A 24,296-nucleotide genomic window follows, 5' to 3' on the forward strand; every position below is an offset into this window, starting at 1 on the left:
TGGGAGAGAGGACGACGCGTCATGCGTGCCCCCGAGTTCTGGAGCGGGGACGGAGGGGGAGTGCTGCCCTGGCTCCTGTCTCCCATCGCGAAGCTCTACGCGCAGGCCACGGCCCGGCGCGTGGCGAAGCCCGGCTGGCACGCCCCGGTGCCGGTCATCTGCTGCGGCAACGTCACCGCCGGCGGCGCGGGCAAGACCACCCTGGCGCTCGACCTGGGGCGCCGCCTGTCGGACCGGGGCCTGGCCGTGCATTTCCTCTCGCGCGGCTATGGCGGCAGCCTGAAGGGCCCGGTGCGGGTCGACCCGGCGAAGCACAGCAGCGAGGAGGTGGGGGACGAGGCGCTGCTGCTGGCCGCCGAACGCCCCGCCTGGATCTCCGCCGACCGTGCCGCCGGCGCGCGCGCCGCGATCGAGGGCGGCGCGCAGGTCATCGTGATGGATGACGGGCTGCAGAACCCGACGCTGGAGAAGGACCTGGCGCTGCTGGCCGTCGACGGCTCCTACGGCTTCGGCAATGGCTGGGTGATCCCCTCCGGGCCGCTGCGCGAGCCGGTGGAGGCGGCGGCCCAGCGTGCCCGTGCCGCCGTGCTGATCGGCGAGGACACGACGGGCGCGCTGGAGAAGCTGCCGCGCGGCCTGCCCGTGCTGCGCGCCCGGCTGGTGCCGGGGCCCGAGGCGGCGATGCTGAAGGGCCAGCCCGTCTTCGCCTTCTGCGGCATCGGCAACCCGCGCAAGTTCTTCGCCAGCCTGCAGGAGGCGGGGGCGGTGATCGCCGGGCGCGCGGCCTATGCCGACCACTATCCCTTCGATGCCGGCGACCTGCGCGACCTGCTGGCCGAGGCGGAGCGGCTGCGCGCCATTCCCGTCACCACCCGGAAGGACTTCGTCCGCCTGCCGCCCGCCTTCCGCTCCCGGGTGACGGTGCTGAACATCACGCTGCGCTGGGAGGAGCCGCTGGCGATCGAGAGCCTGCTCGACCCGCTGGCCCAGCGCGTGCCCGTGCCGGCCTGAACCGGGACGGCGGGCCCCGGCGCGGAGATCGCCGCGGCCGTTTTCCGCCGGGCGGAATCCGCTCTAACCTCCCCCCGCCGGGCGGGGAGGAGGACGGAGATGGACCAGCCCGTGGCGCGCGCGCAGGATCTGCCGGCCGGCGTGGTGGCGGCCAGCGTCTACGCCGGCGGCCGGCGCGTGGCCGATATCCCCATCGCGGAGGCCGGCGCCTGGGCGCACCGCACCGGGCATGTGGTGTGGATCGGCCTGCTGGAGCCGGACGAGGCGCTGCTGCGCCAGGTGCAGGCGCAGTTCCACCTGCACGACCTGGCCATCGAGGATGCCGGCAAGGCGCACCAGCGGCCCAAGATCGAGCAGTATGGCGACAGCCTGTTCATCGTCGCCCGCACCGCGCAGATGGTGGAGGGGCGGATCGCCTTCGGGGAGACGCACCTCTTCGTCGGGCGGGGCTATGTCGTCTCCGTCCGGCACGGCGCCTCCCACTCCTACACCGCCGTGCGGCGGCGCTGCGAGGCCTGCCCGACCGTGCTGTCGCATGGCGAGCACTACGTCCTCTACGCCATCCTCGACTTCATCGTGGACAACCACATGCCCGTGCTGGAGGCGATCCACGCGGAGGTGGAGCAGTTCGAGGACCACATCCTCTCCCGCACCCTGACCCCGGCCGAGGTGGAACGGCTCTACCTCCTGCGCCGCGACCTGCTGCGGCTGCGCAACGGGGTGGTGCCCCTGGCCGAGGTCTGCCGGCGGCTGGAGCATGCCGAGCTGCTGCCGCACGACCCCATCCTCCAGCCGCTGCTGCGCGACGTCAGCGACCACGTGCTGCGGGTGAAGGAGGAGATCGAATCGCTGCGCGAGGTGCTGGCCTTCGCCTTCGAGGCCAGCATCATGACGGCGCAGTCGCAGCAGACGGACATCACCCGCAAGCTGGCCGCCTGGGCCGCCATCCTGGCCGTGCCCACCGCCATCGCGGGCATCTACGGCATGAACTTCGAGGACATGCCGGAGCTGAAGTGGCACCTGGGCTACCCGGCGGTGCTGACGGCGATCGTCGCGGCCTGCGCCGTGCTGTACTGGCGGTTCCGGCGGCTGGGCTGGCTGTAGCCAAGCAGGGCGCTTGCGGGAGGGCCGCGCCGGCGGGATGCTGCGCCGGAGCCCGGACGAGGAGCACCGCCCATGACCTCGCATGCCGCACTGCGCGACCGCCTGGATGCGCTGCATCCGGACATGACCGCCTGGCGCCGCGATTTCCACGCGCATCCCGAGATCGGCTACGAGGAGCACCGCACCTCCGAGATCGTCGCGACCCGGCTTGCGGAATGGGGCATCGAGGTGCATCGCGGCCTGGGCGGCACCGGAGTCGTCGGCGTGCTGCGCGGCCGCCGGAGCGGCGCCGGCGGCAACCGCGCCATCGGGCTGCGCGCCGACATGGACGCGCTGCCGATGCAGGAGGGCAATGGCGGGGTGGCGCACCGCTCCACCATCCCCGGTCGGATGCATGCCTGCGGCCATGACGGGCACACGGCCATGCTGCTCGGCGCCGCCAAGGTCCTGGCGGAGACGCGCGACTTCGCCGGCACCGTCCACCTGATCTTCCAGCCTGCCGAGGAGGGGCTGGCGGGCGCCAAGGCGATGCGGGATGACGGGCTGTTCGAGAAGTTCCCCTGCGACGCCGTCTACGGCATCCACAACGACCCCTTCGTCGATCTCGGGCAGGTGATGGTGCACAAGGGCACGGCGCTGGCGGCCATCGACTACTTCAGCGTCGTGGTGCGCGGCCGCTCCTCGCACGGGGCGCAGCCGCATCGCGGCATCGACTCCGTCTCGGTGGCGGCGCAGGTCGTCAACGTGCTGCAGGCGCTGGTGGCGCGGCACATCGACCCGCTGGAGACGGCCATCGTCAGCATCGGCCAGATCCATGGCGGCACCTCGGATATCGTGATCCCGGAGACGGTCGAGCTGCGCGGCTCCGTCCGCACCCTGAAGCCGGAGATCCGCGACCGGGTGGAGGCCCTCTTCGCCGACGCGGTGCGCCACACCGCCGCGGCGCAGGGCGCGACCGCCGAGATCGCGTACCGGCGCGCCTACCCCGCCACCGTCAACACGCCGGAGGAGACGGAGCGCGCCGCGCGCTGCGCCGCAGCCGTGCTGGGCGGCGAGGCGGCGCTGATCCGCGACGCGCCGCCGCTGACCGCGGGCGAGGATTTCGCCTTCTTCCTGGAGCGCGTGCCCGGCGCCTATCTGCTGTTCGGGCAGCGCGGCGCGGAGCGGGGCGGCGTGCCGGTGCACAACCCGGAATACGACTTCAACGACGACCTGCTGCCGATCGGTGCCGCCTACCTCGCCGGCATGGTGCAGCAGGAGCTGGGATGAGGCAGTGCGGCCAGCCGGCTACGGGTCGCGCAAGCCGTCCAGCGCCGCCGCCACCGCAGCGCGCCCTTCGGCAGACAGGGTCGGTTGCGGCGGCAGCGGCTCCCCTACCGCGAAGCCCTGGTGCTGCAAGGCGCCCTTGATGCAGGCGGCCAAGGCGTATTGCGCGAAGAGCTCGTTCAGCCGCCACAGCCGCCGCTGCATCTCCATCGCCCGCGCCCAGTCGCCGGCGCGGCAGGCCTCGTAGAGCGCGACGCTCTCGCGCGGGATGATGCAGGCGGGGCCGGCCATCCAGCCGACGCCGCCGATCAGCATCACCGCCGCCGGGATATGCGCGGACGCCGCGAAGACCCGCATCCGCCCCTCCGTCCGGTTCAGGATGGAGAGCAGCCGGCCGGTGTTGGTCGAGGCGTCCTTGACGTAGCCGATGCGCGGATGGCGGGAGAGCGTCTCCAGCGCCGGCAGCGACAGGTCGGAGCGCTGGAACTGCGGGTTGGTGTAGAGCACCACCGGCAGTTCGGTCGCATCCGCCACGGCGGTGAAGTACTCCACCACGCCGCGCTCCGGGATGGGGAAATAGGCCTCCAGGATCGCCAGCACGCCGTCCGCGCCGATCGCCGCGACCTCCTGCGCCTGGCGCACCGCCTCGGCCGTGGTGGTGGCGGCGATGCCGGCCACCACGGGCACGCGGCCGCGCGCCTGGTCCACCACCACCTCGATGATCCTGCGGCGCTGCGCCGTGGTGAGGTAGGCGAACTCGCCGGTGGAGCCGAGCGGCGTCAGGCCGTGCACGCCGGCGCCGATCAGGTGATCGACCAGACGGCGCAGCTCGCCCTTCAGCACCGCACCATCCGGGCCGATGGGCGAGACCAGAGAGGGGAAGACCCCGTGGAAGTCGTGCATGCCGCTCTCCCTCACAGCGCCGCCAGCCGCGACCAGAGCAGGTCGAAGAAGCCGGGCGCGTCCAGCGTCCACAGGATCGTCGCATTCACCGGCCGGTCGGTGACGCGCCACAGGTCGCCCACCGTCTGCCCGTAGGAGAGGCCGGGCGACAGCTCCACCTCTACATTTGCCTCGCGCGTGCCGAACAGCGCCGGGCGCAGCAGGTGGGCGATGACGCAGGGGTCGTGCAGCGGCCCGCCGATGCCGCCATAGCGGGCCGGGTCCTTGCGGTCGTAGAAGGCGATCAGCTCGGCCGCCACCGCCGTCATGCGCCCGGGCATCGCACGCAGCGCCGCGACCCGCTCCGGCGTGGCCAGCGCCTGGAAGGTGACGTCGATCGGCGCCAGCACGATCGGCGCGCCGCTGCGCAGCACGATCTGCGCCGCATGCGGATCGGCGAGCACGTTGAATTCCGCCGTCGGCGTGCGGTTGCCGCCCTGGGCGAAGGCGCCGGCCATGGCGCTGATCCGCCGGATGCCGCCGACCAGCGTGGGATCGCGCGCCAGCACCAGCGCGACGTTCGTCATCGGGCCGAGGATGCAGAGCTCGATGGGCCGATCCGTCGCGATGGCGCGCTCCAGCACGGCGGTGATCGCATCCACCGCATGGCCGGGCGCCAGGGGCGAGCGCGCCTCCGGCATGGTCGTGCCGCCGAGCCCCGTCGCGCCGCTGTACTTGCCGCGCCAGACCGGGCCGAGCAGCGGCCGGGTGCAGCCGGCATGCACGGGGATGTCGTCCCGCCCCGCCAGCGACAGCACGCGCCGCGCATTTTCCGTGCTGGTCTCGCAGGGGACGTTGCCGGCGACGGTGGTGACCGCCAGCACCTCCAGCTCCGGCGAGGCCAGGGCGAGCCAGAGTGCGATGGTGTCGTCGACGCCGGGATCGCAGTCGATCAGGACGGGAGTCTTGGCCATGACGCGGGTCAGCGGCGGGTGGCGTTGATCGCCAGCGTGTAGCCATCCGTGCGCGGGCGATAGGCGACGCCCGGGCCGGTGGCGCAGCTGTTGGCGAGGAAGAAGAGCGGGATCACCCCGTTCTCGCCCATGGCCAGGCGCGTCGCCTCCTGCAGCAGCGCCTCGCGCCGCGCATCCTCCACGGTGGCGAGCGCCTCGCGCAGCAGCGCGTCGAAGCGCGGGTTGGAATAGCGGCCGCGATTGCCCGAGCCGTCGCCGCGCGCCGGGTCGTAGGTGGCGAGCAGCGGCCGCAGCACGGAGGAGGCCTCGCCCGTCTCCGCCGCCGCGCCGCCCATGATGAGGCTGTAGTCCAGCGCGCTGGCGCGGGTGAAGAAGACGCTGCCCGGCTGTGCCACCAGTTCGGTGCGAATGCCGATGCGGGTGAACATCTGCGCCAGCGCCTGGCCGATCTTGGCGTCGTTCGGATAGCGGTCGCTGCTGACGTGCAGCGTCAGGCCGAAGCCGTCCGGCAGCCCCGCCTCGGCCAGCAGGCGGCGGGCGCGGGCGGGATCGGCCTTCGGCGCGGCGAGGCCGGGGACAGCACCGAAGGTGCCGTCGGGCACGAGCTGCCCGGCCGGGGTCCCCTGCCCGTCCATCACCCGCGCCACCAGCGCGTCGCGCGCGATGGCGAGCGACAGAGCCTCGCGCACGCGCGGGTCGCGCAAGGCGTTGGCGATGGGCTGGCCGTCCTTGCCGACCACGAAGGGGCTGCGCTCGCGGTCCTGGTCGAGGTGCAGGTACATCACCCGGTTGGAGGGGCCGGAGGCGATGGCGACGCGCTCGTTGCGCTCCAGCTGGGCAATGTCGGCGCTCGGCACCGACTCGATCATGTCCACGTCGCCCGAGAGCAGGGCGGCGATGCGGGCGGAGTTGTTGGTCATGAAGCGGAAGGTCACCCGCTTCCAGGCGAGCGGCGCGGCGTCCGGCTGCGGCTCCGCCGCCTCCGCCTCCACCCGGTCGCCGGGGGCGTAGCGCAGGAAGCGCAGCGGCCCGGTGCCGATCATCGAGGCGCCGGCGTTGAAGCTGTCCGTCTCCGCCGTCTCCAGGCCCCGCGGCAGGATCGCGATGCGGCTGAGCATGTTGGGCAGCAGCGGATAGGGCTCGGCCGTGCGCAGGCGGATCGTCGCCGCGTCCACCACCTCCACCGCCGTCACCGGGCGGATGAAGGGCAGGAAGGAGGAGGGGCTGTTCTTCACCTGCGGCACCCGGCGCAGGCTGGCGGCGACGTCCTCCGCCTCCACCGGGCGGCCGTCGTGGAAGCGCAGGCCGGGGCGCAGGCGGAATTCCCAGACGGTGGGCTCCACCGCGCGCCAGCTGTCGGCCAGGCCCGCGACGATGCGCTGGCTGTCGTCCTGGTTCACCAGCCCGTCGAAGAAGTTCCGGGCAAGCGCGCTGTTCGAGCCGATGACGTGGAAATGCGGGTCCAGCGAGGTGACGTTGGCCCCCAGCCCGATGCGCAGCTCCTGCGCCGATGCGCCCGACACCGTCGCGAGCAGCGCCACGGCCGCCCCGGTCACGATCCGCCGCATGGCCATTCCTCCTCCGTTCGCGGCGCTTCTATCCCCGCAGCGAGAGGGACGGAACCCGGGAGGCGGCTGGGCCTGCCGACCCGTCGCGGCGTGGTGCCCGTGGCCCGGGGGCAAGGCTCTGCCTCGCCCCCGGTACCCCCACTCCGCCAGGACACTGCGTGCCCTGGACCCGGGGGGCGCTGCCGCGCGGCGGGTTTCGTCGGGGTCGCGGCGCCGAGGAGCATGGCTCCTCGGCGAGCATGGACTCCGCGCTCGCTGATACCTCTATGGCTTTTTCAGAGTCCCGCCTGTCCAAGTTCCGTCAGGCTACAGACCGCAGGCCAACGACAACCGCACAGCACCAGACTCTCAGCGGGGTCCGGGGCCCGCTTGTGGCCCCGGCAGGGGAGGGCCCGGGAGGGGACAGCGTCCCATCCCGGTCCGCCGCCCGAACACGAAGCGCAACAGGCCCGGAAGGCCCGCCCTTCGCCTCACGCCTCCAGGTAGCGGGCGCGCAGGTGGTCGGTGAAGGCGGCGGGGTCCAGCGGCTTGCCGGTCGCTGCCACCATCAGTTCCTGGAAGCCCAGCAGCGAGGCGCGGGCGTGGACGGACACCCGCAGCCAGCCCATCAGCGGCCCGAAATCCCCCTGCCCCAGCGCCGAATCCAGCCCCGGCAGCGCGGCGCGGGCGGCGGCCATCAACTGCGCCGCCGCCATGGCGCCCAGCGTGTAGGAGGGGAAGTAGCCGAAGGCGCCGTCATGCCAGTGGATGTCCTGCAGGCAGCCGCGCGCATCGTCGGGGGGCGCGATGCCCAGCAGGCCGCGCAGCCCCTCGGCCCAGGCGCCGGGCAGGTCGGCCACGGCCAAGTCGCCGCCGATCAGCGCCCGCTCCAGCCGGAAGCGCAGGATGACGTGGGCGGGATAGGTCAGCTCGTCCGCATCCACCCGGATGAAGCCGCGCTCCACGTGGCGGTAGAGGCGCGAGAGGTTGGCGGGGGCATAGGCCGCCGGGTCGCCGCCGAAGCAGGCGGAGAGCTCCGGGCCGAGCCAGGAGAGGAAGGCGTCGGAGCGGCTGGCCTGCATCTCCACGATCAGCGACTGGGATTCATGGGCGGCCATGCCGGCGGCCTCGCCCACCGGCTGGCGTGCCCAGGCCTCCGGCAGGCCGCGCTCGTACATGGCGTGCCCTGTCTCGTGCAGCACGCCCAGCATGGCGGAGGCGAAGTCGGATTCGTCGTAGCGGGTGGTGATCCGCACGTCGGTCGGCGTGCCGCCGCAGAAGGGATGCAGGCTTTCGTCGAGCCGGGCATGGCTGTAGTCCAGCCCCACCCGCTCCGACAGGCGACGGCACAGGGCGCGCTGCACCTCCGCCGCGAAGGGTCCCTGCGGCATCACGGCGGCCGGCTTGCGGGCCTGGATCGCCTCGGCGCGCGGCAGGGCGTCGCGCAGGAAGGCTTCGTAGGCCGCGAAGATGGGCTCCACATCGGCCGCGCCGATGCCGCGCTGATAGCCGTCCATCAGCGCGTCGTAGGGGGAGAGGCCCAGCGCGTCGGACAGGGCGGCGGCGTTCTCCCGCTGGAGGCGCACCACCTCCTCCAGCAGCGGGCGGACCAGGGGGAAGTCGCTGGACGCCCTGGCCTTGCGCCACACCTTCTCGCAGGCGCTGTTGGCGCGCGAGGTCGCCTCGACCAGCTCGCCCGGCAGCGCTGCCGCCCGCTGCCAGGACCGCCGCATCAGGGCCAGGTTCGCCTGCTCCCAGGCGTCGTCGGGCGCTGCCGCGGCGGCGAGGTCGTCCGCTACCTGCGGCGCCACCAGCAGCTCGTGCGACAGCCCGGCCAGGGTGGCGAGCTGCTCGCCCCGCGCCGCGCCGCCGCCCTCGGGCATCATGGCCGAGGCATCCCAGCCCAGCATCGCCCCCGCCTCTCCCAGCGCGCCGATCCGGGCGAAGCGGGCCTTGAGGCGGCTGTAGGCGTCGGCGGCGTGGCTCATGCGGTTCCCTTCAGGCGGCGGCGGGCGAAGACGGCGAAGACCAGCACCAGGGCGACGGCCAGCCCGTACCAGGTGATGACATAGCCCAGATGCGGATCGTTGGGGCGCGGCAGGGTCCGCGCCGGCACGGGCAGCGCGCCGGGCGGGATCTCGCCCAGGGCGATCAGGGCGAAGGGCTCCACCGGGCCGAGGCCCAGCGCCGTGGCGATGGCGGCGGTGTCCAGCGTGTAGAAGTGCCGCCCCACCACGTCGTCGCGGGCGCTGAACAGGCCCTGGCGGTCCTGCGGCAGGGTGAAGCCCACCACCTGGACCTCGCCCTCCGGCCGGTCGATGGGGCGGCTGCGCTCCAGCGGCACCCAGCCGCGATCGACCAGCAGGGTCGGCAGGCCAGGGCGCTCCAGCGGGGTCAGCAGGTGCGCGCCCAGCACGGCGTCGCGCACCTCCAGCCAGAGCCGCGATTCGAGGTCGTGGCGGAAGCGGCCGGTGGCGGCGACCTTGGCATAGTCGCCGGGCGGGGCCGCCGTCAGCGGCACCGGCGGCCCCGCCTCGGAGGCGGCGATGCGCGCCAGGATGTCGTGCTTCCAGTGCATCCGCTGCACCTGCCACGTCCCCAGGGCCAGCAGCACGGCGAGCACCGGCAGCGCGGCGAGGAACGGGACCAGCAGGCGGCGCCACGGCCAGGTCATGCGGGAGAGGTCATGCGGGCCGCCTGGGCTCCGGGAAACGGGTCGCGGGTGGAGGGGCCCGTGGAAGGACCGGGATGGGGCGCCCCGCCGCGAACCGGGGGCCCGGAAACGGCGCCGGCCGGCCCCTCGCGGAGGCCGGCCGGGACGCAATGCCGTCGGGCGGGGCGTCGCCCCGGACGGAGGGTCAGCGCCGGAACGTCAGTGCTGGGCGATCTCGCCCGCGCCCCAGACATAGACGCAGACGAAGAGGAACAGCCACACCACGTCGACGAAGTGCCAGTACCAGGCCGCCGCCTCGAAGCCGAAATGCCGCTGCGGGGTGAAGTGGCCGAGATAGGCGCGCACCAGGCAGACGGCCAGGAAGATGGTGCCCACGATCACGTGGAAGCCATGGAAGCCCGTCGCCAGGAAGAAGGTCGAGGGGTAGATGCCGCCGGTGAAGGCGAAGGGCGCCTCGGCATACTCGTAGGCCTGGAAGAAGGTGAAGAGCATGCCCAGCCCGACCGTCAGGGCGAGTCCCTGGAGCATCCCCTTGCGGTCGCCCTCGATCAGCGAGTGGTGCGCCCAGGTCACCGTGCAGCCCGACAGCAGCAGGATCATGGTGTTCAGGAAGGGCAGGCCGAAGGGATCGAAGGTGTGGATCCCGTGCGGCGGCCAGACCGCCGGGGCGGCGGCGCCCGAGACATGCTCCGGGTACAGGGCGAAGTGGAAGAAGGCCCAGAAGAAGGCGACGAAGAACATCACCTCGGAGGCGATGAACAGCGCCATGCCATAGCGCATGCCGATGCGCACGATGGGCGTGTGGATGCCCGGGGTGCGGGCTTCCTTGATCACGTCGCGCCACCAGCCGGCCATGCAGACCAGCACCGCCAGCACGCCGAGCGGCAGCAGCCAGTGGTTGCCGTAATGCGCCAGCATGACGATGCCGAGCAGCATCGTCCCTGCGGCGAAGGCGGTCACCAGCGGCCAGGGCGAAGGGTCCACCAGGTGGTAGGGATGCTTGTTCGGGGGCGGTGGCTCGGAGGAGTCGCTCAGCCCCCTCGGCACCACCATCTCGCTGCTGGCCATCGCGCGTCCTGATCCGGCAAGGCCACGGCAAGGTGCCGTGGCCGGTCATGGGCCATCAATCCCGCGAAACCCCTCACCGATCAAGTCACGCCGTGGCGCTCGCGGCGTGCGGCGGGCGGTTCCGCCGACGGGCGTGTCAGCGCGTCGTCGTGCGCGGCCCGACATGCGCGCCGGCCGAGGCGAGCGCACCCGCCTTCTCCGCATCGGCCAGGGTGCGGAAGAAGGTATAGGACAGCGTGATGGTGCGGATTCCCGCCGTGTTCGGGTCCTCGGCGATGGCGGGGTCCACCCAGAAGCTCAGCGGCATGTCCACCCGCTGCCCCGGCGCCAGGGTCTGTGCGTTGAAGCAGAAGCAGGCCGTCTTGTGGAAGTACTTCCCCACCACCTCGGGCGTGACGTTGTAGGTGGAAATCCCCTCGACCGGCGTGCCGGCGCGGTTCTCCGCCACGTAGAAGGCCAGCCCTTCCTCGCCGAGCTGCAGGGTCATGCTCCGCTGCTCCGGCTCGAAGCGCCAGGGCAGCTCCGGCTGGGTCTGGGCATCGAAGCGGACAGTGACGGTGCGGCCGGAGGCGCCCGGCGCCGTGGCGGCGTTGATCTGCGGCGTGCCGTTGTAGCCGGTGACCTGGCAGAACAGGTTGTAGAGCGGCACGGCGGCGAAGGAGACGCCGACCATCGCCACCACCACACCCAGGACCCCGAGCCCGACCCGGCGGTTGCGGCGCGCCAGCTCCTCCCGGTGCCGCGCGGGGTCGGAAGGGGGCGTGGCCGCCGCTGGCCGCGGCGCCGGTTCGGGATGGCTCATGCCAGGGGAGATGACAGCGACGGGTCCCTCGCTCAAGCCCCTTCGCGCGGCCGTCTAGCCGGTGATGCCCATCCGGGCGATGGCGACGAAGTAGAACAGCACCACCAGCCCGAGCAGCACCGCAAGGAGGGCCCAGTTGCGCCCGCGCCGGCGACGGTCGAAGGCGGCGCGCTGCTCGGGCGTGCCGAAGGGATCAGCCAAGCCCCAGCACCCTGTCGAGCGGCAGGGCGGCGAACAGCCCGGCGAGGTAGAGCAGCGAGAAGCGGAAGGCGCGCCGGGCCGCGAGGTCGTTGTCCAGGCTGCGCCCGGCCTCGTCCTGCGGGGCGCGCAGCACGCGCACGGCATGCCACAGGAAGCCCGCCCCCAGCGCCACGGCGACCGCCCCGTAGAGCGGCCCCGTCAGGCCGAGCAGCCAGGGCGCCACGCCCAGCGGCGCGAGCAGCAGGGTGTAGAGCAGGATCTGCCGCCGCGTCTCCTTCGCGCCGGAGACCACCGGCAGCATCGGTACGCCGGCCCGGGCGTAGTCCCCATGCGCCCAGAGCGACAGCGACCAGAAGTGCGGCGGCGTCCAGGCGAAGATGATGGCGAACAGCAGCAGCGGCAGCATCTCGACCGAGCCGGTGACGGCGACCCAGCCCACCACCGGCGGAAAGGCCCCGGCGGCGCCGCCGATGACGATGTTCTGCGGCGTCCGGCGCTTCAGCCACATGGTGTAGACGAAGACGTAGAAGCCGATCGAGGCGGCGAGCCAGGCGGCGGCCGCGGCGTTGGTCGCCAGACCCATCAGCAGGACGGAGGCCACCGCGAGCACCACGCCGAAGGCCAGGGCGGCGCCGGGCTGGATGCGGCCCGCCGGGATCGGACGGCGCGCCGTGCGGCGCATGACGGCGTCGATGTCCCGGTCGTACCACATGTTGATGGCGCCCGCCGCGCCGGCCGCCACCGCGATGCAGAGCACGGCCACCGCGCCCAGCACCGGGTGGATGCGGCCCGGCGCCAGCAGCATGCCGATCATCCCGGTGAAGACCACCAGGGTGACGACCCGCAGCTTGAGCAGGGCGACCCAGTCGCGGACCTCGGACAGGTCCAGGGCGGATGCGTCCAGGGGGGCCGGAGCCCCCCTGTCGCCGATGGCGGTCTGGCTCATCGCGCTCCCTTACTGGATGCGGGGCAGTTCATCGAAGGTGTGGAAGGGCGGCGGGCTGCTGACCTGCCACTCCAGCGTCGTCGCGCCCTCGCCCCAGGGATTCGCCGCCGCCTTCTGCCCGCGGGCGAAGGTCAGGAAGATCACCCAGAAGAACATCAGGAAGGAGGCGACGGAGATGTAGGCCCCCAGCGAGGCGATCAGGTTCCACCCCGCATAGGCGTCGGGATAGTCCGGGTAGCGCCGCGGCATGCCCTGGGCGCCCAGGAAGTGCATGGGGAAGAAGGTCAGGTTCACGCCGACGAAGGTCAGCCAGAAATGCACCTTGCCCCAGAACTCCGGGTACTGCCGGCCGCTCATCTTGCCGATCCAGTAGTAGAAGCCGGCATAGATCCCGAACACCGCGCCCAGCGACAGCACGTAGTGGAAGTGGGCGATCACGTAGTAGGTGTTGTGCAGGATCGTATCGACGCCGGCATTGGCCAGCTTCACGCCGGTCACGCCGCCGACCGTGAACAGGAAGACGAAGCCGACGGCGAAGAGCATCGGCGTCTCGAACTTGATGGAGCCGCCCCACATGGTGGCGATCCAGGAGAAGATCTTGATGCCCGTCGGCACGGCGATGACCATCGTCGCCGCCATGAAGTAGGCCCGCGTGTCCACCGAGATGCCGGAGGTGAACATGTGGTGCGCCCAGACCACGAAGCCCACCACGCCGATCGCGACCATGGCGTAGGCCATGCCGAGATAGCCGAAGATCGGCTTGCGGCTGAAGGTGGACAGCACGTGGGAGACGATGCCGAAGGCCGGCAGGATCATGATGTAGACTTCGGGGTGGCCGAAGAACCAGAACAGGTGCTGGAACAGCACCGGGTCGCCGCCGCCGGCCGGCTTGAAGAAGGCCGTGCCGAAGTTGCGGTCGGTGATCAGCATGGTGATCGCGCCGCCCAGCACCGGCACCGAGAGCAGCAGCAGGAAGGCGGTGACCAGCATCGCCCAGACGAAGAGCGGCATCTTGTGCAGCGTCATGCCCGGGGCGCGCATGTTGAAGATGGTGGTGATGAAGTTCGCCGCGCCCAGGATCGAGGAGGCGCCGGCCAGGTGCAGGCCGAACAGCGCCATGTCGAGGCCGGGGCCGCCCTGGAACTGGCTGTCCGCCAGCGGCGGGTACAGCGTCCAGCCCGTGCCGGCGCCGCCGACGAACAGGCTCGCCACCGTGAGCATCAGCGCCGGGACCAGCAGCCAGAAGGAGATGTTGTTCAGCCGCGGGAAGGCCATGTCCGGCGCGCCGATCATGATCGGCACGAACCAGTTGCCGAAGCCGCCGATCAGGGCGGGCATGACCACGTAGAACACCATCACCACGCCATGGGCGGTGACGGCGACGTTCCACATCTGGCCATCGGCGAAGATCTGCATGCCCGGCTGCTGCAGCTCGATGCGCATCAGCAGGGAGAGGCCGATGCCCACCAGCGCCGCCGCCAGGGCGAAGATGATGTAGAGGGTGCCGATGTCCTTGTGGTTGGTGCTGAAGAACCAGCGCGCCACAAAGCCTGGCTTGTGGTCGTGGTGGTCGTCGTGCGCGTGCGCGGCGGTTGCCATGGGTGCTGTCCGTCCTCGCCGCCCGTTACGGGCGGACCTCCGCAACTTGGGTGCCGTTCGGGTTGGTCAGGGCAGCGCCCTGCACGGGCGTGGCCGCGGGCGGGGCGGCGGGAGCCTCCCCGGCGGCGACCGGCGTCTCGCCCGGCCAGCCCGGTCCCTGGCCGGCCGCGAAGCGCGTGCGCGCCTGCGCCACCCAGGCGTCGAACTCGGCGCGCGGCACGGCGCGGACCGCGATCGGCATGAACCAGTGGTTGGTCCCGCAGATCTGGTTGCACTGGCCGTAGAAGGTCCCCTCCTTGTCGGCGCGGAACCAGGTCTCCATCGCGCGGCCGGGGATGGTGTACTTCTGCACGCCGAGCGACGGGATGAAGAAGGAGTGGATCACGTCGTAGCCCGTGGTCAGCACCCGGACGGTGGCGCCCACCGGCACGACCAGGGGATTGTCCACCGCCAGCAGCCGCGGCTGGCCGGGCTGCAGGTCGGAGGTGGCGATGGGGTAGCTGTCGAAGGTGAAGTTGCCGTTATCCGGGTAGCCGTAGTGCCAGTACCACTGCCGGCCCTGGACGTTGATCGTCAGATCCGCCTCGCGCGCCCGGTCCTGGAAATAGATCAGCCGGAAGGAGGGGATGGCGATCACCAGCAGGATCAGCACCGGGATGGTGGTCCAGGCGATCTCCAGCATGGTGTGGTGGCTGGTCCGCGACGGCGTCGGGTTCATCGCGGCGCGGTAGCGCCAGATGACCCAGGCCAGCAGCCCCGCCACGAAGATCGTGATGGCCACGATGATCCACAGCACCAGCTGGTTGAAGTCGTGGATCGCATCCTTCACCACGCCGGCCGAGGCCTGGAGGTCCACCCCCCAGGCATGCGGCTGGCCCAGCACCGGCTCCTGCGCCGCGGCCAGGCTGGGAAGCATTCCCAGCAGGCCGGCCAGCGCCGCTCCCCGCATGCCGGTCCGCAGGGCAGCCGACGACGCCGGCCCCCTGCCCAACAGACTCCGTACCGTCGCCGATATCCGCCGCATACCCTGCCCCGATGACCCGCCGCCGGATGCCCCGTCGCAGGGTGGCCCCGCCCCGGATGGCTGGCGCCAGGCGCCCTGCCCTCCGTTGGGATTCGCGCCACCCGCGCCCGGTCCCGCCGGTCCCGAGGGGTGGGTTAATCACGCGGTGCCGCCCTGCACAAGACGCGCCTGCCGGCCGTGCCCCCGGAGAGCGCCCGCCGGCCTGCCCGCCGGCCGTATCCTGGCAGAAGGCCACCCCCGATCCAACCGCGCGTTGCGCGCCATGCCGGCGGAGTCGCGCCGCCGGGCGCTCAGCCCCCCAAGGCCAGGGCGGCGGGGAGCGGGGCCTCGGGCTCCGGCTCCGCCTCGCCCTCCGCCTCGGCGACGTGGTCGGTCATGTCCGTCAGCATGGACCGGACATGCGCGTCACCCACCGTGTAGAAGACCTGCCGGCCGCGCCGGTCCGCCTGCAGCAGCCGGGCCGCGCGCAGCAGGCGGAGATGGTGCGAGGCGAGGCTGGCCGAGATGCCCAGCCGGTCCGCCATCTCCCCCACCGCCGCGGGCTCGTCCAGGCAGGCCAGGATGATCCGGAGCCGCGTCGGGTCGCTCATCAGGCGGAAGGTCTCGGCAAGCTCCGCGACCTGGTCGTCGCCGATCTGGAAGCCGCCCATCCGTCCGCGCCCGATCCGCATGATGGCCGGCAATCTCGGTTGCGGAGGGAGAGAGCGCAAGGGCATTCCCGGCGGGGCGCCGGCCGGCCGACGCCCCGCCGGGGCAGGCTTGACCGAACCGTGCGGCCTCACGATTTCAGGGGGCAGTGATTCCGGAGACACGCTGTCCATGAGCGAACTGACGAAGCCGGTGACCGACGAGACCTTCCAGACGGACGTGCTGGAGGCCTCGGGTCCCGTCCTGGTGGATTTCTGGGCGGAGTGGTGCGGGCCCTGCCGCATGGTCGCCCCGATCCTGGACGAGGTGGCCAAGGACTACGCCGGCCGCCTGACGGTGGCCAAGGTCAATATCGACGAGAACCCGTCCGTCCCCAACGACTACGCGGTGCGCGGCATCCCGACCATGATCCTGTTCAAGGACGGCAAGCCGGTGGACACCCGCGTCGGCGCCATGCCGCGCAGCCAGATGCGCGACTGGCTCGACGGCGCGCTGGGCTGAGGCGGGTGTCCCTCCCCCGCCCCGCCCTCGCCCGGCGGGCGGGGGGAGCCCTGCTGGCCGGCCTGCTGGCCCTGGCCGGCTGCGCCGTGCCCGTGGATGCGCAGGAGGTGGTGCGCGGCGAGCGCGCCAGCTTCCGGGTCGCGACCTTCGCCACCGGGCTGGAGCATCCCTGGGGCGGCGCCTTCCTGCCGGATGGCCGCCTGCTGGTGACCGAGCGCCCCGGCCGGTTGCGGCTGGTCGGGACGGATGGGCGTGTCTCCGCCCCGCTGCGCGGCGTGCCGCCGGTGGTGGCCTCCGGCCAGGGCGGGCTGCTGGACATCCGCCTCGCCCCCGATTTCGACCGGAGCCGGGAGCTCTATCTCTGCCTGGCCGGCGAGGCGAGCGGCGGCGTGCTGACCCGGCTGGTCCGTGCCCGCCTCGCCGGGGACGCCACGGCGCTGGAGGAGGTGCGGACGCTGCTCGACGCCACCCCGGCCCAGTCCCAGGGGCGTGGCCACTATGGCTGTCGGATCGCCTTCGGCACGGATGGCAAGCTGTACCTCACCACCGGCGACCGGCAGCGCAACAAGATGCGCGCCCAGGACCCGGGCGACCTTGCCGGCAAGCTGTTGCGGCTGGAGCGCGACGGGCGCCCGGCGGCGGGAAACCCCTTCCTCGGCCAGGCCGGCGTGCGGCCCGAAATCTATGCCATGGGCCTGCGCAGCCCCCAGGGGCTGGTGCTGAACCCGACCACGGGCAGACTGTGGGAGGTGGAGATGGGTCCGCGCGGGGGCGACGAGGTGAACCTCGTCAGCCCCGGCGCCAACTACGGCTGGCCGATCATCGGGCGCGGAGTGGATTACGACGGCAACCGCATCCACGAGGCCGCCACCCGCCCGGGGATGGCCGATCCGCTGCGCTGGTGGGTGCCCTCGATCAGCCCCTCCGGCGCCGCCTTCTATGACGGGGACCGCTTCCCCGGATGGAAGGGCAGCCTGTTCCTGGCCGGGTTGAACCCGCCCAACCTGACCCGCCTCACGACGGAGGGCGACCGCGTCACCGGCGAGGAGCGGGTGCTGGCCAACCCGCCCCGGCTGCGCCAGGTGCTGCAGGGGCCGGACGGGCTGCTGTACCTCCTGACCGACGAATCGGACGGCCGCATCCTGCGGCTGGAGCCGGCGGGCTGACCGGCGCCGCCCCCGTCAGGTGACGGGGGTCCCGTCCGCCTTCAGCACCTCGCCCGCGAGGTAGAGGCTGCCGCAGACCAGCACGCGCCCGGGCGGCCCCCCGGCCGCCAGGATCTGCGCCAGCGCCCCGGCGACATCGGGCCCGGGACGGGCGACGCGGCCGGAGGCGGCGGCGATCTCGTCCGGCGTCATCGCCAGGTGCTGGCCGGGCTCGGCCACCGCCCAGAGCGAGGCGGCACGGGGCACCAGCGGCCGCAGGAAATCCGCGGCGGCCTTCGACTGCTTCATTCCCACCACCAGATGGGCCGGCCGGTCGCCCCAGGCGTCGAGCTGGCGCGACAGCGCCTCGCCGCCCCCGGCATTGTGGCCGCCATCCAGCCACAGCTCCCAGCCATGCGGCAGCCGTGCCGCCAGCCGGCCCCCCAGCCGTTGCAACCGCGCCGGCCACTGCGCCTGCCGCAGCCCGCGTGCCGCCGCCTCGGGGCTCAGCCAGCCGGGGTTCCAGGCGCGCAGCGCCGCCACCGCCAGCCCGGCATTCTCCCGCTGATGCGGTCCCGGCAGGGCGGGCGGCGGCAGATCCATCATCCCCGCGGCATCGGCGTAGCGCAGCCCCTCCCCCGCCCCCTCCGGCAAGCGGTCCAGCGACCAGTCGCGGCCACGGCGCAGCAGCGGCGCCCCGGCTTCTGCGGCGGCGGCCTCGATCGCCGCCATCGCCTCGGCGGGCTGGAAGCCGGTGACCAGCGGCACCCCGGGCTTGGCGATCCCCGCCTTCTCCGCCGCGATGCCGGAGAGCCGGTCGCCCAGGAACTCCATGTGGTCCATCGAGACGGAGGCGACGGCGCAGGCGGCCGGCCGGTCCACCACGTTGGTCGCGTCGAACCGCCCGCCCAGCCCGACCTCCAGCACCAGCAGGTCGGCGGGCACGCGGGAGAAGAGCAGCAGGGCGACGGCGGTGGTGATCTCGAAGACGGTGATGGGCTCGCCCGCATTGGCGCGCTCCGCCTCCTCCAGCGCCTCGGCCAGCGCCGCCTCCGTCACCAGCGTCCCGGCGAGGCGGATGCGCTCGTGGAAGCGGACCAGGTGCGGCGAGGTGTAGACATGCACCCGCTGCCCGGCGGCCTCGGCGATGGCACGCAGGAAGGCGCAGGTGCTGCCCTTGCCGTTGGTGCCGGCGACATGGACCACCGGCGGCAAGGCCCGCTCCGGATGCCCCAGGGCGGCCAGGCAGCGTTGCAGCCGGCCGAGGCTGAGGTCGATCAGCTTCGGGTGCAGCGCGTGCAGGCGGTCGATGATCGCCTCCGACCGGCCGCGTGCGGGGGCCTCGCCCGCGAACAGGGAGCCGCTCATGGCGTCAGGAGGCCGCCGGGGCCGCCTCCATGGCGGGGGGCTGCTCGGGCGGCGGCGCCTCGGCCGGCTCGGCCGGCCCGCGCTCGCGCAGCAGGGAGATCACGCGGCCCAGCGTCGCGCGCATCTCGCCGCGCGGCACCACCATGTCGAGGATGCCGTGCTCCAGCAGGTACTCGGCGCGCTGGAAGCCCTCCGGCAGCGTCTCGCGCACCGTCTGCTCGATCACCCGCGCGCCGGCGAAGCCGATCAGCGCGCCGGGCTCGGCGATCTGGATGTCGCCCAGCATGGCGAAGGAGGCGGTGACGCCGCCCGTCGTCGGGTCGCAGAGCACGACGAGGAAGGGCAGCCCCGCCTCCTTCACCATGCGCGTGGCGATCACGCTGCGCGGCATCTGCATCAGGCTGATCGCGCCCTCCTGCATGCGCGCCCCGCCCGAGGCGGTGAAGACCACCAGCGGCGCGTCCTGCAGCACGGCCAGCCGCGCCGCGGTGACCAGCGCCTCGCCCACCCCCGCGCTCATCGAGCCGGCCATGAAGGAGAACTCGAAGACGGCGGCGACGACCCGGCGGCCCTCGATGGCGCCATGCGCGACCATCACGGCATCGTCCATGCCCGTCTTCTGCTGCGCCTCCTTCAGCCGGTCGGCATAGCGGCGCTGGTCGCGGAAGCGCAGCGGGTCGAGCGGCGAGCGGGGCAGCTCGATCTTCTGCCAGCCGGGATCGAGCGTGTATTCCAGCCGCTTCTGCGCCCCGATGCGCAGGTGGTGGCCGCAATGCGGGCAGACGTGCAGCCCGCGCTCCAGGTCGCGGTGGAAGATCATCTGCTCGCAGGCCGGGCATTTGTGCCAGAGGTTCTCCGGCACGTCCCGCTTGCCGCCGAACAGCGTCTGGATCTTCGGCAGGGCCCAGTCGGAAATCCAGTTCATCGCCTCACGCTCCCATGCCGACGCCGCAGCCAGGCGGTCCCGGGACGCACCGGTCCGCAGCGGCGGGGAGGTAGGGCCGCCAGGCCCCACGGTGCAAGGGGCCGGACCGTGGCGGGTGCCCCGCGCCCGCCGGCGGTCTGGGCCGGGGATCAGCCCGGCGCGTGCCGCCCCACCCCGAGATTGTCCAGCAGCCGGACGCTGCCGAGCCGCGCCGCCGCCAGCAGCCGGGCCGGCCGCGCCGCGTCCGGCACCTCCAGGGGACGCAGGGTCTCGGCATCGACCAGCGCCAGGTAGTCCGGCGCGAAGCCCGCCGCCCGCAGCGCCGCGTCCCCCTCCGCCAGGGCCGGCGCCACGGCCTCCCCTGCCGCGATCCGGCCGGCGGCCCGCTGCAGGGCGGCATGCAGCACCGGCGCCCGGCGCCGCTCCTCCGGCGTGAGGAAGCGGTTGCGCGAGGACAGGGCCAGCCCGTCCGGCTCCCGCACCGTCGGCACGCCGCGGATCTCCAGCGGCAGGCCCAGGTCGCGCACCAGGCGCCGGACCACCTGGAGCTGCTGCCAGTCCTTCTCGCCGAAGAACGCCAGCTCCGCCCCTGTGAACAGGAAGAGCTTGGCGCAGACCGTCGCCACGCCGCGGAAGTGATGGGGCCGATGCTCGCCCTCCCACCCCTCGGCCGGGCCCGCCACGTCGATGGTCGTGGCCGAGCCGGGCGGGTAGAGGTCGGCCACGCCCGGCAGCCAGGCGAGGTCGCACCCCCCGGCCGACAGCGCCGACAGGTCGTCCGCCTCCGTGCGCGGGTAGCGGGACAGATCCTCCTGCGGCCCGAACTGCAGCGGGTTCACGAAGATGGACGCCATGCTGGCCGAGGCCGCCGCCCGCGCCGCCGCCAGCAGCGCCAGGTGGCCGTCATGCAGGGCGCCCATGGTCGGCACCAGGGCGAGGCGGGGTCTGCCCGGCGGGGCGGCCGCCTTCAGTGCCGCGGTGGCCTCGCGCAGGGCAGGAAGATCTCGGACGATTCGCATGGGTGCGCTTTTCCGGGCGCACCGCCCCGTGCACAAGCGGGGGATGCCATCGCGACATGGAACCTTTCCCCACGACCTGGCGTAGGTTCCACAGCCATGGCGGAAGATCCCTATTCGATTCTCGGCGTCGCCCGGACCGCCTCCGCGGAGGAGATCCGCAAGGCCTACCGGGCGATCGCCAAGAAGAACCACCCCGACCTCAACCCGGGCAACAAGGAGGCCGAGGAGCGGTTCAAGGCGGCCAGCGTCGCCAACGATCTGCTTTCGGACCCCGAGAAGCGCGCCCGCTACGACCGCGGCGAGATCGATGCCTCCGGGCAGGAACGGCCCGAGCGCGCCTATTACCGCGACTTCGCCGAGGGGCCGCAGGGCGCGCGCTACCGCCGCCCCGGCGGCGGGCCGGGAGGCCATCCGGGCGGCTTCCAGCAGGAGGGCTTCACCGGCGCGGGCGGCGCCGGATTCGGCGGGAGCTTCGACCCGGAGGATCTGGGCGACATCTTCAGCGACCTGTTCCGCGGCGAGGGCGGCGGAGGCGGCGGGTCCAACCGCCCGCGGCGGGGCGCCGACCGGCGCTACCAGATGGAGGTCGCCTTCCTCGACGCGGTCAACGGCGCCACCAGCCGCCTCACCCTGCCCAGCGGGGAGACGCTGGACGTCCGCATCCCGCCGGGGCTGGAGGACGGGCAGGTCCTGCGCCTGCGCGGCAAGGGCCAGGCCGGGCGGAACGGCGGCCCGGACGGCGATGCGCTGATCGAGGTCACCGTCCGTGCCCACCCCCTCTATCGCCGGGAGGGGCGCGACCTGGAGATGGAGGTGCCGGTCACCGTCGCCGAGGCCGTGCTGGGGACCAGGGCCACCCTGCCGACCCCGCGCGGGGAGGTCGCCATGACCATCCCGCCCGGCTCCGATGCCGGGACCCGGCTGCGGCTGCGCGGGCGCGGGGTGGCGGAGGGCGGCGGCCAACCGGCCGGCGACCTCTTCGTTGTGCTGAAGCTGGTGCTGGGGCCGGTGGACGACAGCCTGCGCGAGTTCCTTCGCGGCTGGGCGGCCGAGCATCCATCCGACCCCCGCCAGAGCCTGCGGGACCAGGCATGAGCCATGACGCAAGCGGCCGGATGGGAGCGCGGGGAAAGGGGGAGCCGGGCATGATCACGCGGGAGATGCTGCTCCGCCGCGTCGAGCGGCTGGAGGCCGAGGCGCTGGAGCGCTGGATCGCCGAGGACTGGGTGCGGCCCGTCCGTCAGGCGGGGGTGCCGGTCTTCGCGGAGGCCGATGTCGCGCGGCTGCGCCTGATCCTGGACCTGCGTGACGAGATGGAGGTCGGGGAGGAGGCGCTGCCGGTCGTGCTCTCCCTGATCGACCAGTTGCACGAGACGCGGCGGCAGATGCGCCGGCTCTGCGAGGCGTTGCTGCAGGCGGGCCCGGAGGACCGGGCCCGGGACGTGCTCGACCGGCTGCGCGGCTGACGGGGCGGGCCGTCCCCTGCCCCGCCCGCCCGGTCAGGCCGTGACGCGGGCCTCGCGCACCGCCTCGGCCAGCTCGCGCACCTGATCCAGCACGCGGCGGACGGTGTCGGGCCGGGCGCGGCCCTTCTCGTCCAGCGACTTCGCCAGGGTGTCGAGCAGGGCGCTGGCCACCACCGCCGCATCGGCCACGCGCACCGCCTGGGCGGCCTGCTCCGGCGTGCGGACGCCGAAGCCGATGGCGACGGGCAGGTCGGTCACGGCGAGCACGCGGGGGATCATGGCGGCGAGGTCCTCGGCGGCGGCGGAGCGGGTGCCGGTGATGCCGGTGATGGCCACGTGGTAGACGAAGCCGCGTGCGCCGTTCAGCGCCAGCGGCAGGCGCGTCGCATGGGTGGTGGGCGCGACGAGGGGGATCAGGTCCAGCCCGGCGGCCTCCGCCTGCGGGGCCAGCATGTCCGCCTCCTCCGGCGGCATGTCCACGACGATGAGGCCGTCCACGCCGCTCGCCGCCGCCTCCTCGCAGAAGCGGTCCTCGCCATAGGCCAGGATGGGATTGAGGTAGCCCATCAGGATGATGGGCGTCTCGTCGTCGTCGCGCCGGAAGTCGCGCACCATGGCGAGCGCCCCGGTCAGCGAGCCGCCGGCCTTCAGCGCGCGCTGGCCGGCGAGCTGGACGATGGGGCCGTCGGCCGCCGGATCGGTGAAGGGGACGCCGATCTCGATCAGGTCCGCCCCCGCCCCCGGCATGCCGCGCAGCAGCGCCATGGAGGTGGCGGGGTCGGGGTCGTAGGCCTCGACGAAGGGGATCAGCGCGCCGCGCCCCTCGGCGCGCAGGGCGGCGAAGCGCGTCGCGATCCGGCTCACAGCGTCACCCCCAGGTGGTGCGCGACGGTGAAGATGTCCTTGTCGCCACGCCCCGAGAGGTTCAGCACGATGATGCGGTCCTTCTCCATCGTCGGCGCCAGCTTCATCACCTGCGCCAGGCCATGCGCGGATTCCAGCGCGGGGATGATGCCCTCCAGCTTCGAGCAGAGCTGGAACGCCGCCATCGCCTCGTCGTCGGTGGCGCCCACGTAGTTCACGCGCCCGATCTCGTGCAGCCAGGAGTGTTCCGGCCCGATGCCGGGATAGTCCAGCCCGGCGGAGATGCTGTGCGCCTCCTGGATCTGGCCGTGCCCGTCCTGGAGCAGGTAGGTGCGGTTGCCGTGCAGCACCCCCGGCCGGCCGCGGTTGATCGAGGCGGCGGTCGCGCCGGAATCGAAGCCGTGCCCCGCCGCCTCGACGCCGTACATCGCCACCCCCTCATCGTCGAGGAAGGGGTGGAACAGCCCCATGGCGGAGGAGCCGCCGCCCACCGCGCAGACCAGCGCGTCCGGCAGGCGGCCCTCGGCGGCGAGGATCTGCTCGCGCGTCTCGTCGCCGATCACGTTCTGGAAGTCGCGCACCATCGCCGGATAGGGGTGCGGCCCGGCGACCGTGCCGATGCAGTAGTAGGTGTCCTCGACATTCGCGACCCAGTAGCGCAGCGCCTCGTTCATCGCGTCCTTCAGCGTGGCGGAGCCGGAGGTGACGGCGACGACCTCCGCACCCAGCAGCTTCATGCGGAAGACGTTGGGCTGCTGGCGCTCCACGTCGGTCGCGCCCATGAAGACCAGGCAGGGCAGGCCGAACAGGGCGCAGGCGGTCGCCGTCGCGACCCCATGCTGGCCGGCGCCCGTCTCGGCGATGATGCGGGTCTTGCCCATGCGCCGCGCGAGCAGGATCTGCCCCAGCACGGCGTTGATCTTGTGCGCGCCGGTGTGGTTCAGCTCCTCGCGCTTGAAGTAGACCTTGGCGCCGCCGAGATGCTCGGTCAGGCGCTTCGCGAACCACAGGGGAGAGGGGCGGCCGACATAGTCCTTGAGCAGCAGGCGCCACTCGGCCTCGAAGGCAGGGTCCTTCCGGGCCGCGTCGTAGGCCTGCTCGACCTCCAGGATGTTGGGCATCAGCGTCTCGGCCACGAAACGGCCGCCGAAGCCGCCGAAGCGGCCGCGGCCGTCCGGGCCGGCGCGCAGGGTATTCAGCAGAGGCTTGTTCACGGGTGGCCCTCCCCCTTCCGGACACGTCCCATAGAGCAGTTCTCCCCG

At 72.9% G+C, this 24,296-nt stretch carries 24 protein-coding genes; 7 read left to right on the forward strand and 17 right to left on the reverse strand.

The genetic code is table 11. From position 1 onward, the window contains the following. The first annotated feature begins 21 nt into the window (after nucleotides 1-21). From lpxK to LPC08_RS11715, 3 genes are all read left to right on the forward strand, one after another. A complete protein-coding gene (gene lpxK / locus LPC08_RS11705; RefSeq protein WP_230452841.1) occupies nucleotides 22-1,011 on the forward strand; it encodes a tetraacyldisaccharide 4'-kinase in 990 nt (329 codons plus the stop codon). A 99-nt stretch (nucleotides 1,012-1,110) separates the two neighbouring features. Further along, complete coding sequence (locus LPC08_RS11710; RefSeq protein ID WP_230452842.1) at nucleotides 1,111-2,115, forward strand: magnesium and cobalt transport protein CorA; 1,005 nt, start codon at nucleotides 1,111-1,113, stop codon at nucleotides 2,113-2,115. Nucleotides 2,116-2,187: 72 nt separating this feature from the next. Next, nucleotides 2,188-3,384, forward strand: coding sequence for a M20 aminoacylase family protein (locus tag LPC08_RS11715; RefSeq protein ID WP_230452843.1), 1,197 nt, complete (start codon nucleotides 2,188-2,190; stop codon nucleotides 3,382-3,384). An 18-nt stretch (nucleotides 3,385-3,402) separates the two neighbouring features. On the opposite strand, the gene LPC08_RS11720 is transcribed toward LPC08_RS11715, so the two are convergent. From LPC08_RS11720 to LPC08_RS11775, 12 genes are all read right to left on the reverse strand, one after another. Next, nucleotides 3,403-4,284, reverse strand: coding sequence for a dihydrodipicolinate synthase family protein (locus LPC08_RS11720; RefSeq protein WP_230452844.1), 882 nt, complete (start codon nucleotides 4,282-4,284; stop codon nucleotides 3,403-3,405). Nucleotides 4,285-4,295: 11 nt separating this feature from the next. Next, nucleotides 4,296-5,237 carry a nucleoside hydrolase gene (locus LPC08_RS11725; protein WP_230452845.1) on the reverse strand — a complete coding sequence of 314 codons (942 nt, stop codon included), beginning with the start codon at nucleotides 5,235-5,237 and terminating at the stop codon, nucleotides 4,296-4,298. An 8-nt stretch (nucleotides 5,238-5,245) separates the two neighbouring features. Then, entirely contained in the window at nucleotides 5,246-6,805 is a 1,560-nt protein-coding gene (locus LPC08_RS11730) for an ABC transporter substrate-binding protein (protein WP_230452846.1), read from the reverse strand. Between the two features lie 470 nt (nucleotides 6,806-7,275). After that, a complete protein-coding gene (locus LPC08_RS11735) occupies nucleotides 7,276-8,772 on the reverse strand; it encodes a carboxypeptidase M32 (RefSeq protein WP_230452847.1) in 1,497 nt (498 codons plus the stop codon). Continuing rightward, entirely contained in the window at nucleotides 8,769-9,458 is a 690-nt protein-coding gene (locus LPC08_RS11740; protein WP_230452848.1) for an SURF1 family protein, read from the reverse strand. The genes LPC08_RS11735 and LPC08_RS11740 overlap by 4 nt, the downstream gene beginning before the upstream one ends. Before the next feature lie 198 nt (nucleotides 9,459-9,656). Further along, nucleotides 9,657-10,526: a cytochrome c oxidase subunit 3 gene (locus tag LPC08_RS11745; RefSeq protein WP_370643336.1), complete on the reverse strand. Its 870-nt coding sequence runs from the start codon at nucleotides 10,524-10,526 to the stop codon at nucleotides 9,657-9,659. Between the two features lie 136 nt (nucleotides 10,527-10,662). Further along, nucleotides 10,663-11,328, reverse strand: a complete 666-nt coding sequence (locus LPC08_RS11750; protein WP_230452849.1) for a cytochrome c oxidase assembly protein — start codon at nucleotides 11,326-11,328, stop codon at nucleotides 10,663-10,665. A gap of 54 nt (nucleotides 11,329-11,382) precedes the next feature. Next, complete coding sequence (locus LPC08_RS11755) at nucleotides 11,383-11,529, reverse strand: cytochrome c oxidase system small membrane protein (RefSeq protein ID WP_230452850.1); 147 nt, start codon at nucleotides 11,527-11,529, stop codon at nucleotides 11,383-11,385. Further along, entirely contained in the window at nucleotides 11,522-12,475 is a 954-nt protein-coding gene (locus tag LPC08_RS11760) for a heme o synthase (RefSeq protein ID WP_230452851.1), read from the reverse strand. Before LPC08_RS11760 ends, LPC08_RS11755 begins: the two co-directional genes overlap by 8 nt. A gap of 9 nt (nucleotides 12,476-12,484) precedes the next feature. Next, nucleotides 12,485-14,074 carry a cytochrome c oxidase subunit I gene (gene ctaD, locus LPC08_RS11765; protein WP_230452852.1) on the reverse strand — a complete coding sequence of 530 codons (1,590 nt, stop codon included), beginning with the start codon at nucleotides 14,072-14,074 and terminating at the stop codon, nucleotides 12,485-12,487. A gap of 25 nt (nucleotides 14,075-14,099) precedes the next feature. Further along, the gene (gene coxB, locus LPC08_RS11770) at nucleotides 14,100-15,023 is read right to left on the reverse strand and encodes a cytochrome c oxidase subunit II (RefSeq protein WP_230452853.1); all 924 of its coding nucleotides are present in this window, start codon (nucleotides 15,021-15,023) and stop codon (nucleotides 14,100-14,102) included. A 365-nt stretch (nucleotides 15,024-15,388) separates the two neighbouring features. After that, nucleotides 15,389-15,769, reverse strand: a complete 381-nt coding sequence (locus LPC08_RS11775) for an ArsR/SmtB family transcription factor (protein ID WP_230452854.1) — start codon at nucleotides 15,767-15,769, stop codon at nucleotides 15,389-15,391. 148 nt (nucleotides 15,770-15,917) lie between these two features. Here LPC08_RS11775 and trxA point away from each other — a divergent pair, with 148 nt between their 5' ends. Then, a complete protein-coding gene (gene trxA / locus LPC08_RS11780) occupies nucleotides 15,918-16,247 on the forward strand; it encodes a thioredoxin TrxA (protein ID WP_230452855.1) in 330 nt (109 codons plus the stop codon). 5 nt (nucleotides 16,248-16,252) lie between these two features. Then, the gene (locus LPC08_RS11785) at nucleotides 16,253-17,413 is read left to right on the forward strand and encodes a PQQ-dependent sugar dehydrogenase (RefSeq protein ID WP_230452856.1); all 1,161 of its coding nucleotides are present in this window, start codon (nucleotides 16,253-16,255) and stop codon (nucleotides 17,411-17,413) included. Between the two features lie 15 nt (nucleotides 17,414-17,428). Here LPC08_RS11785 and LPC08_RS11790 read toward each other — a convergent pair whose 3' ends face one another. From LPC08_RS11790 to panC, 3 genes are all read right to left on the reverse strand, one after another. Then, a complete protein-coding gene (locus LPC08_RS11790) occupies nucleotides 17,429-18,760 on the reverse strand; it encodes a bifunctional folylpolyglutamate synthase/dihydrofolate synthase (RefSeq protein ID WP_230452857.1) in 1,332 nt (443 codons plus the stop codon). A gap of 4 nt (nucleotides 18,761-18,764) precedes the next feature. Further along, entirely contained in the window at nucleotides 18,765-19,685 is a 921-nt protein-coding gene (gene accD / locus LPC08_RS11795; RefSeq protein WP_230452858.1) for an acetyl-CoA carboxylase, carboxyltransferase subunit beta, read from the reverse strand. Nucleotides 19,686-19,834: 149 nt separating this feature from the next. Then, the gene (gene panC / locus LPC08_RS11800) at nucleotides 19,835-20,704 is read right to left on the reverse strand and encodes a pantoate--beta-alanine ligase (protein WP_230452859.1); all 870 of its coding nucleotides are present in this window, start codon (nucleotides 20,702-20,704) and stop codon (nucleotides 19,835-19,837) included. Between the two features lie 96 nt (nucleotides 20,705-20,800). Between panC and LPC08_RS11805 the strand changes: the two genes are divergently transcribed. Continuing rightward, entirely contained in the window at nucleotides 20,801-21,799 is a 999-nt protein-coding gene (locus LPC08_RS11805; RefSeq protein ID WP_230452860.1) for a DnaJ C-terminal domain-containing protein, read from the forward strand. A gap of 50 nt (nucleotides 21,800-21,849) precedes the next feature. Beyond that, entirely contained in the window at nucleotides 21,850-22,170 is a 321-nt protein-coding gene (locus LPC08_RS11810) for a chaperone modulator CbpM (RefSeq protein WP_230452861.1), read from the forward strand. A gap of 33 nt (nucleotides 22,171-22,203) precedes the next feature. Here LPC08_RS11810 and trpA read toward each other — a convergent pair whose 3' ends face one another. Continuing rightward, nucleotides 22,204-23,034: a tryptophan synthase subunit alpha gene (gene trpA, locus LPC08_RS11815; protein WP_230452862.1), complete on the reverse strand. Its 831-nt coding sequence runs from the start codon at nucleotides 23,032-23,034 to the stop codon at nucleotides 22,204-22,206. Continuing rightward, complete coding sequence (trpB, locus tag LPC08_RS11820; protein WP_230452863.1) at nucleotides 23,031-24,248, reverse strand: tryptophan synthase subunit beta; 1,218 nt, start codon at nucleotides 24,246-24,248, stop codon at nucleotides 23,031-23,033. The genes trpA and trpB overlap by 4 nt, the downstream gene beginning before the upstream one ends. Between the last annotated feature and the right edge of the window lie 48 nt (nucleotides 24,249-24,296).

Source organism: Roseomonas sp. OT10 (genome assembly GCF_020991085.1).
Classification (GTDB): domain Bacteria; phylum Pseudomonadota; class Alphaproteobacteria; order Acetobacterales; family Acetobacteraceae; genus Roseomonas; species Roseomonas cutis.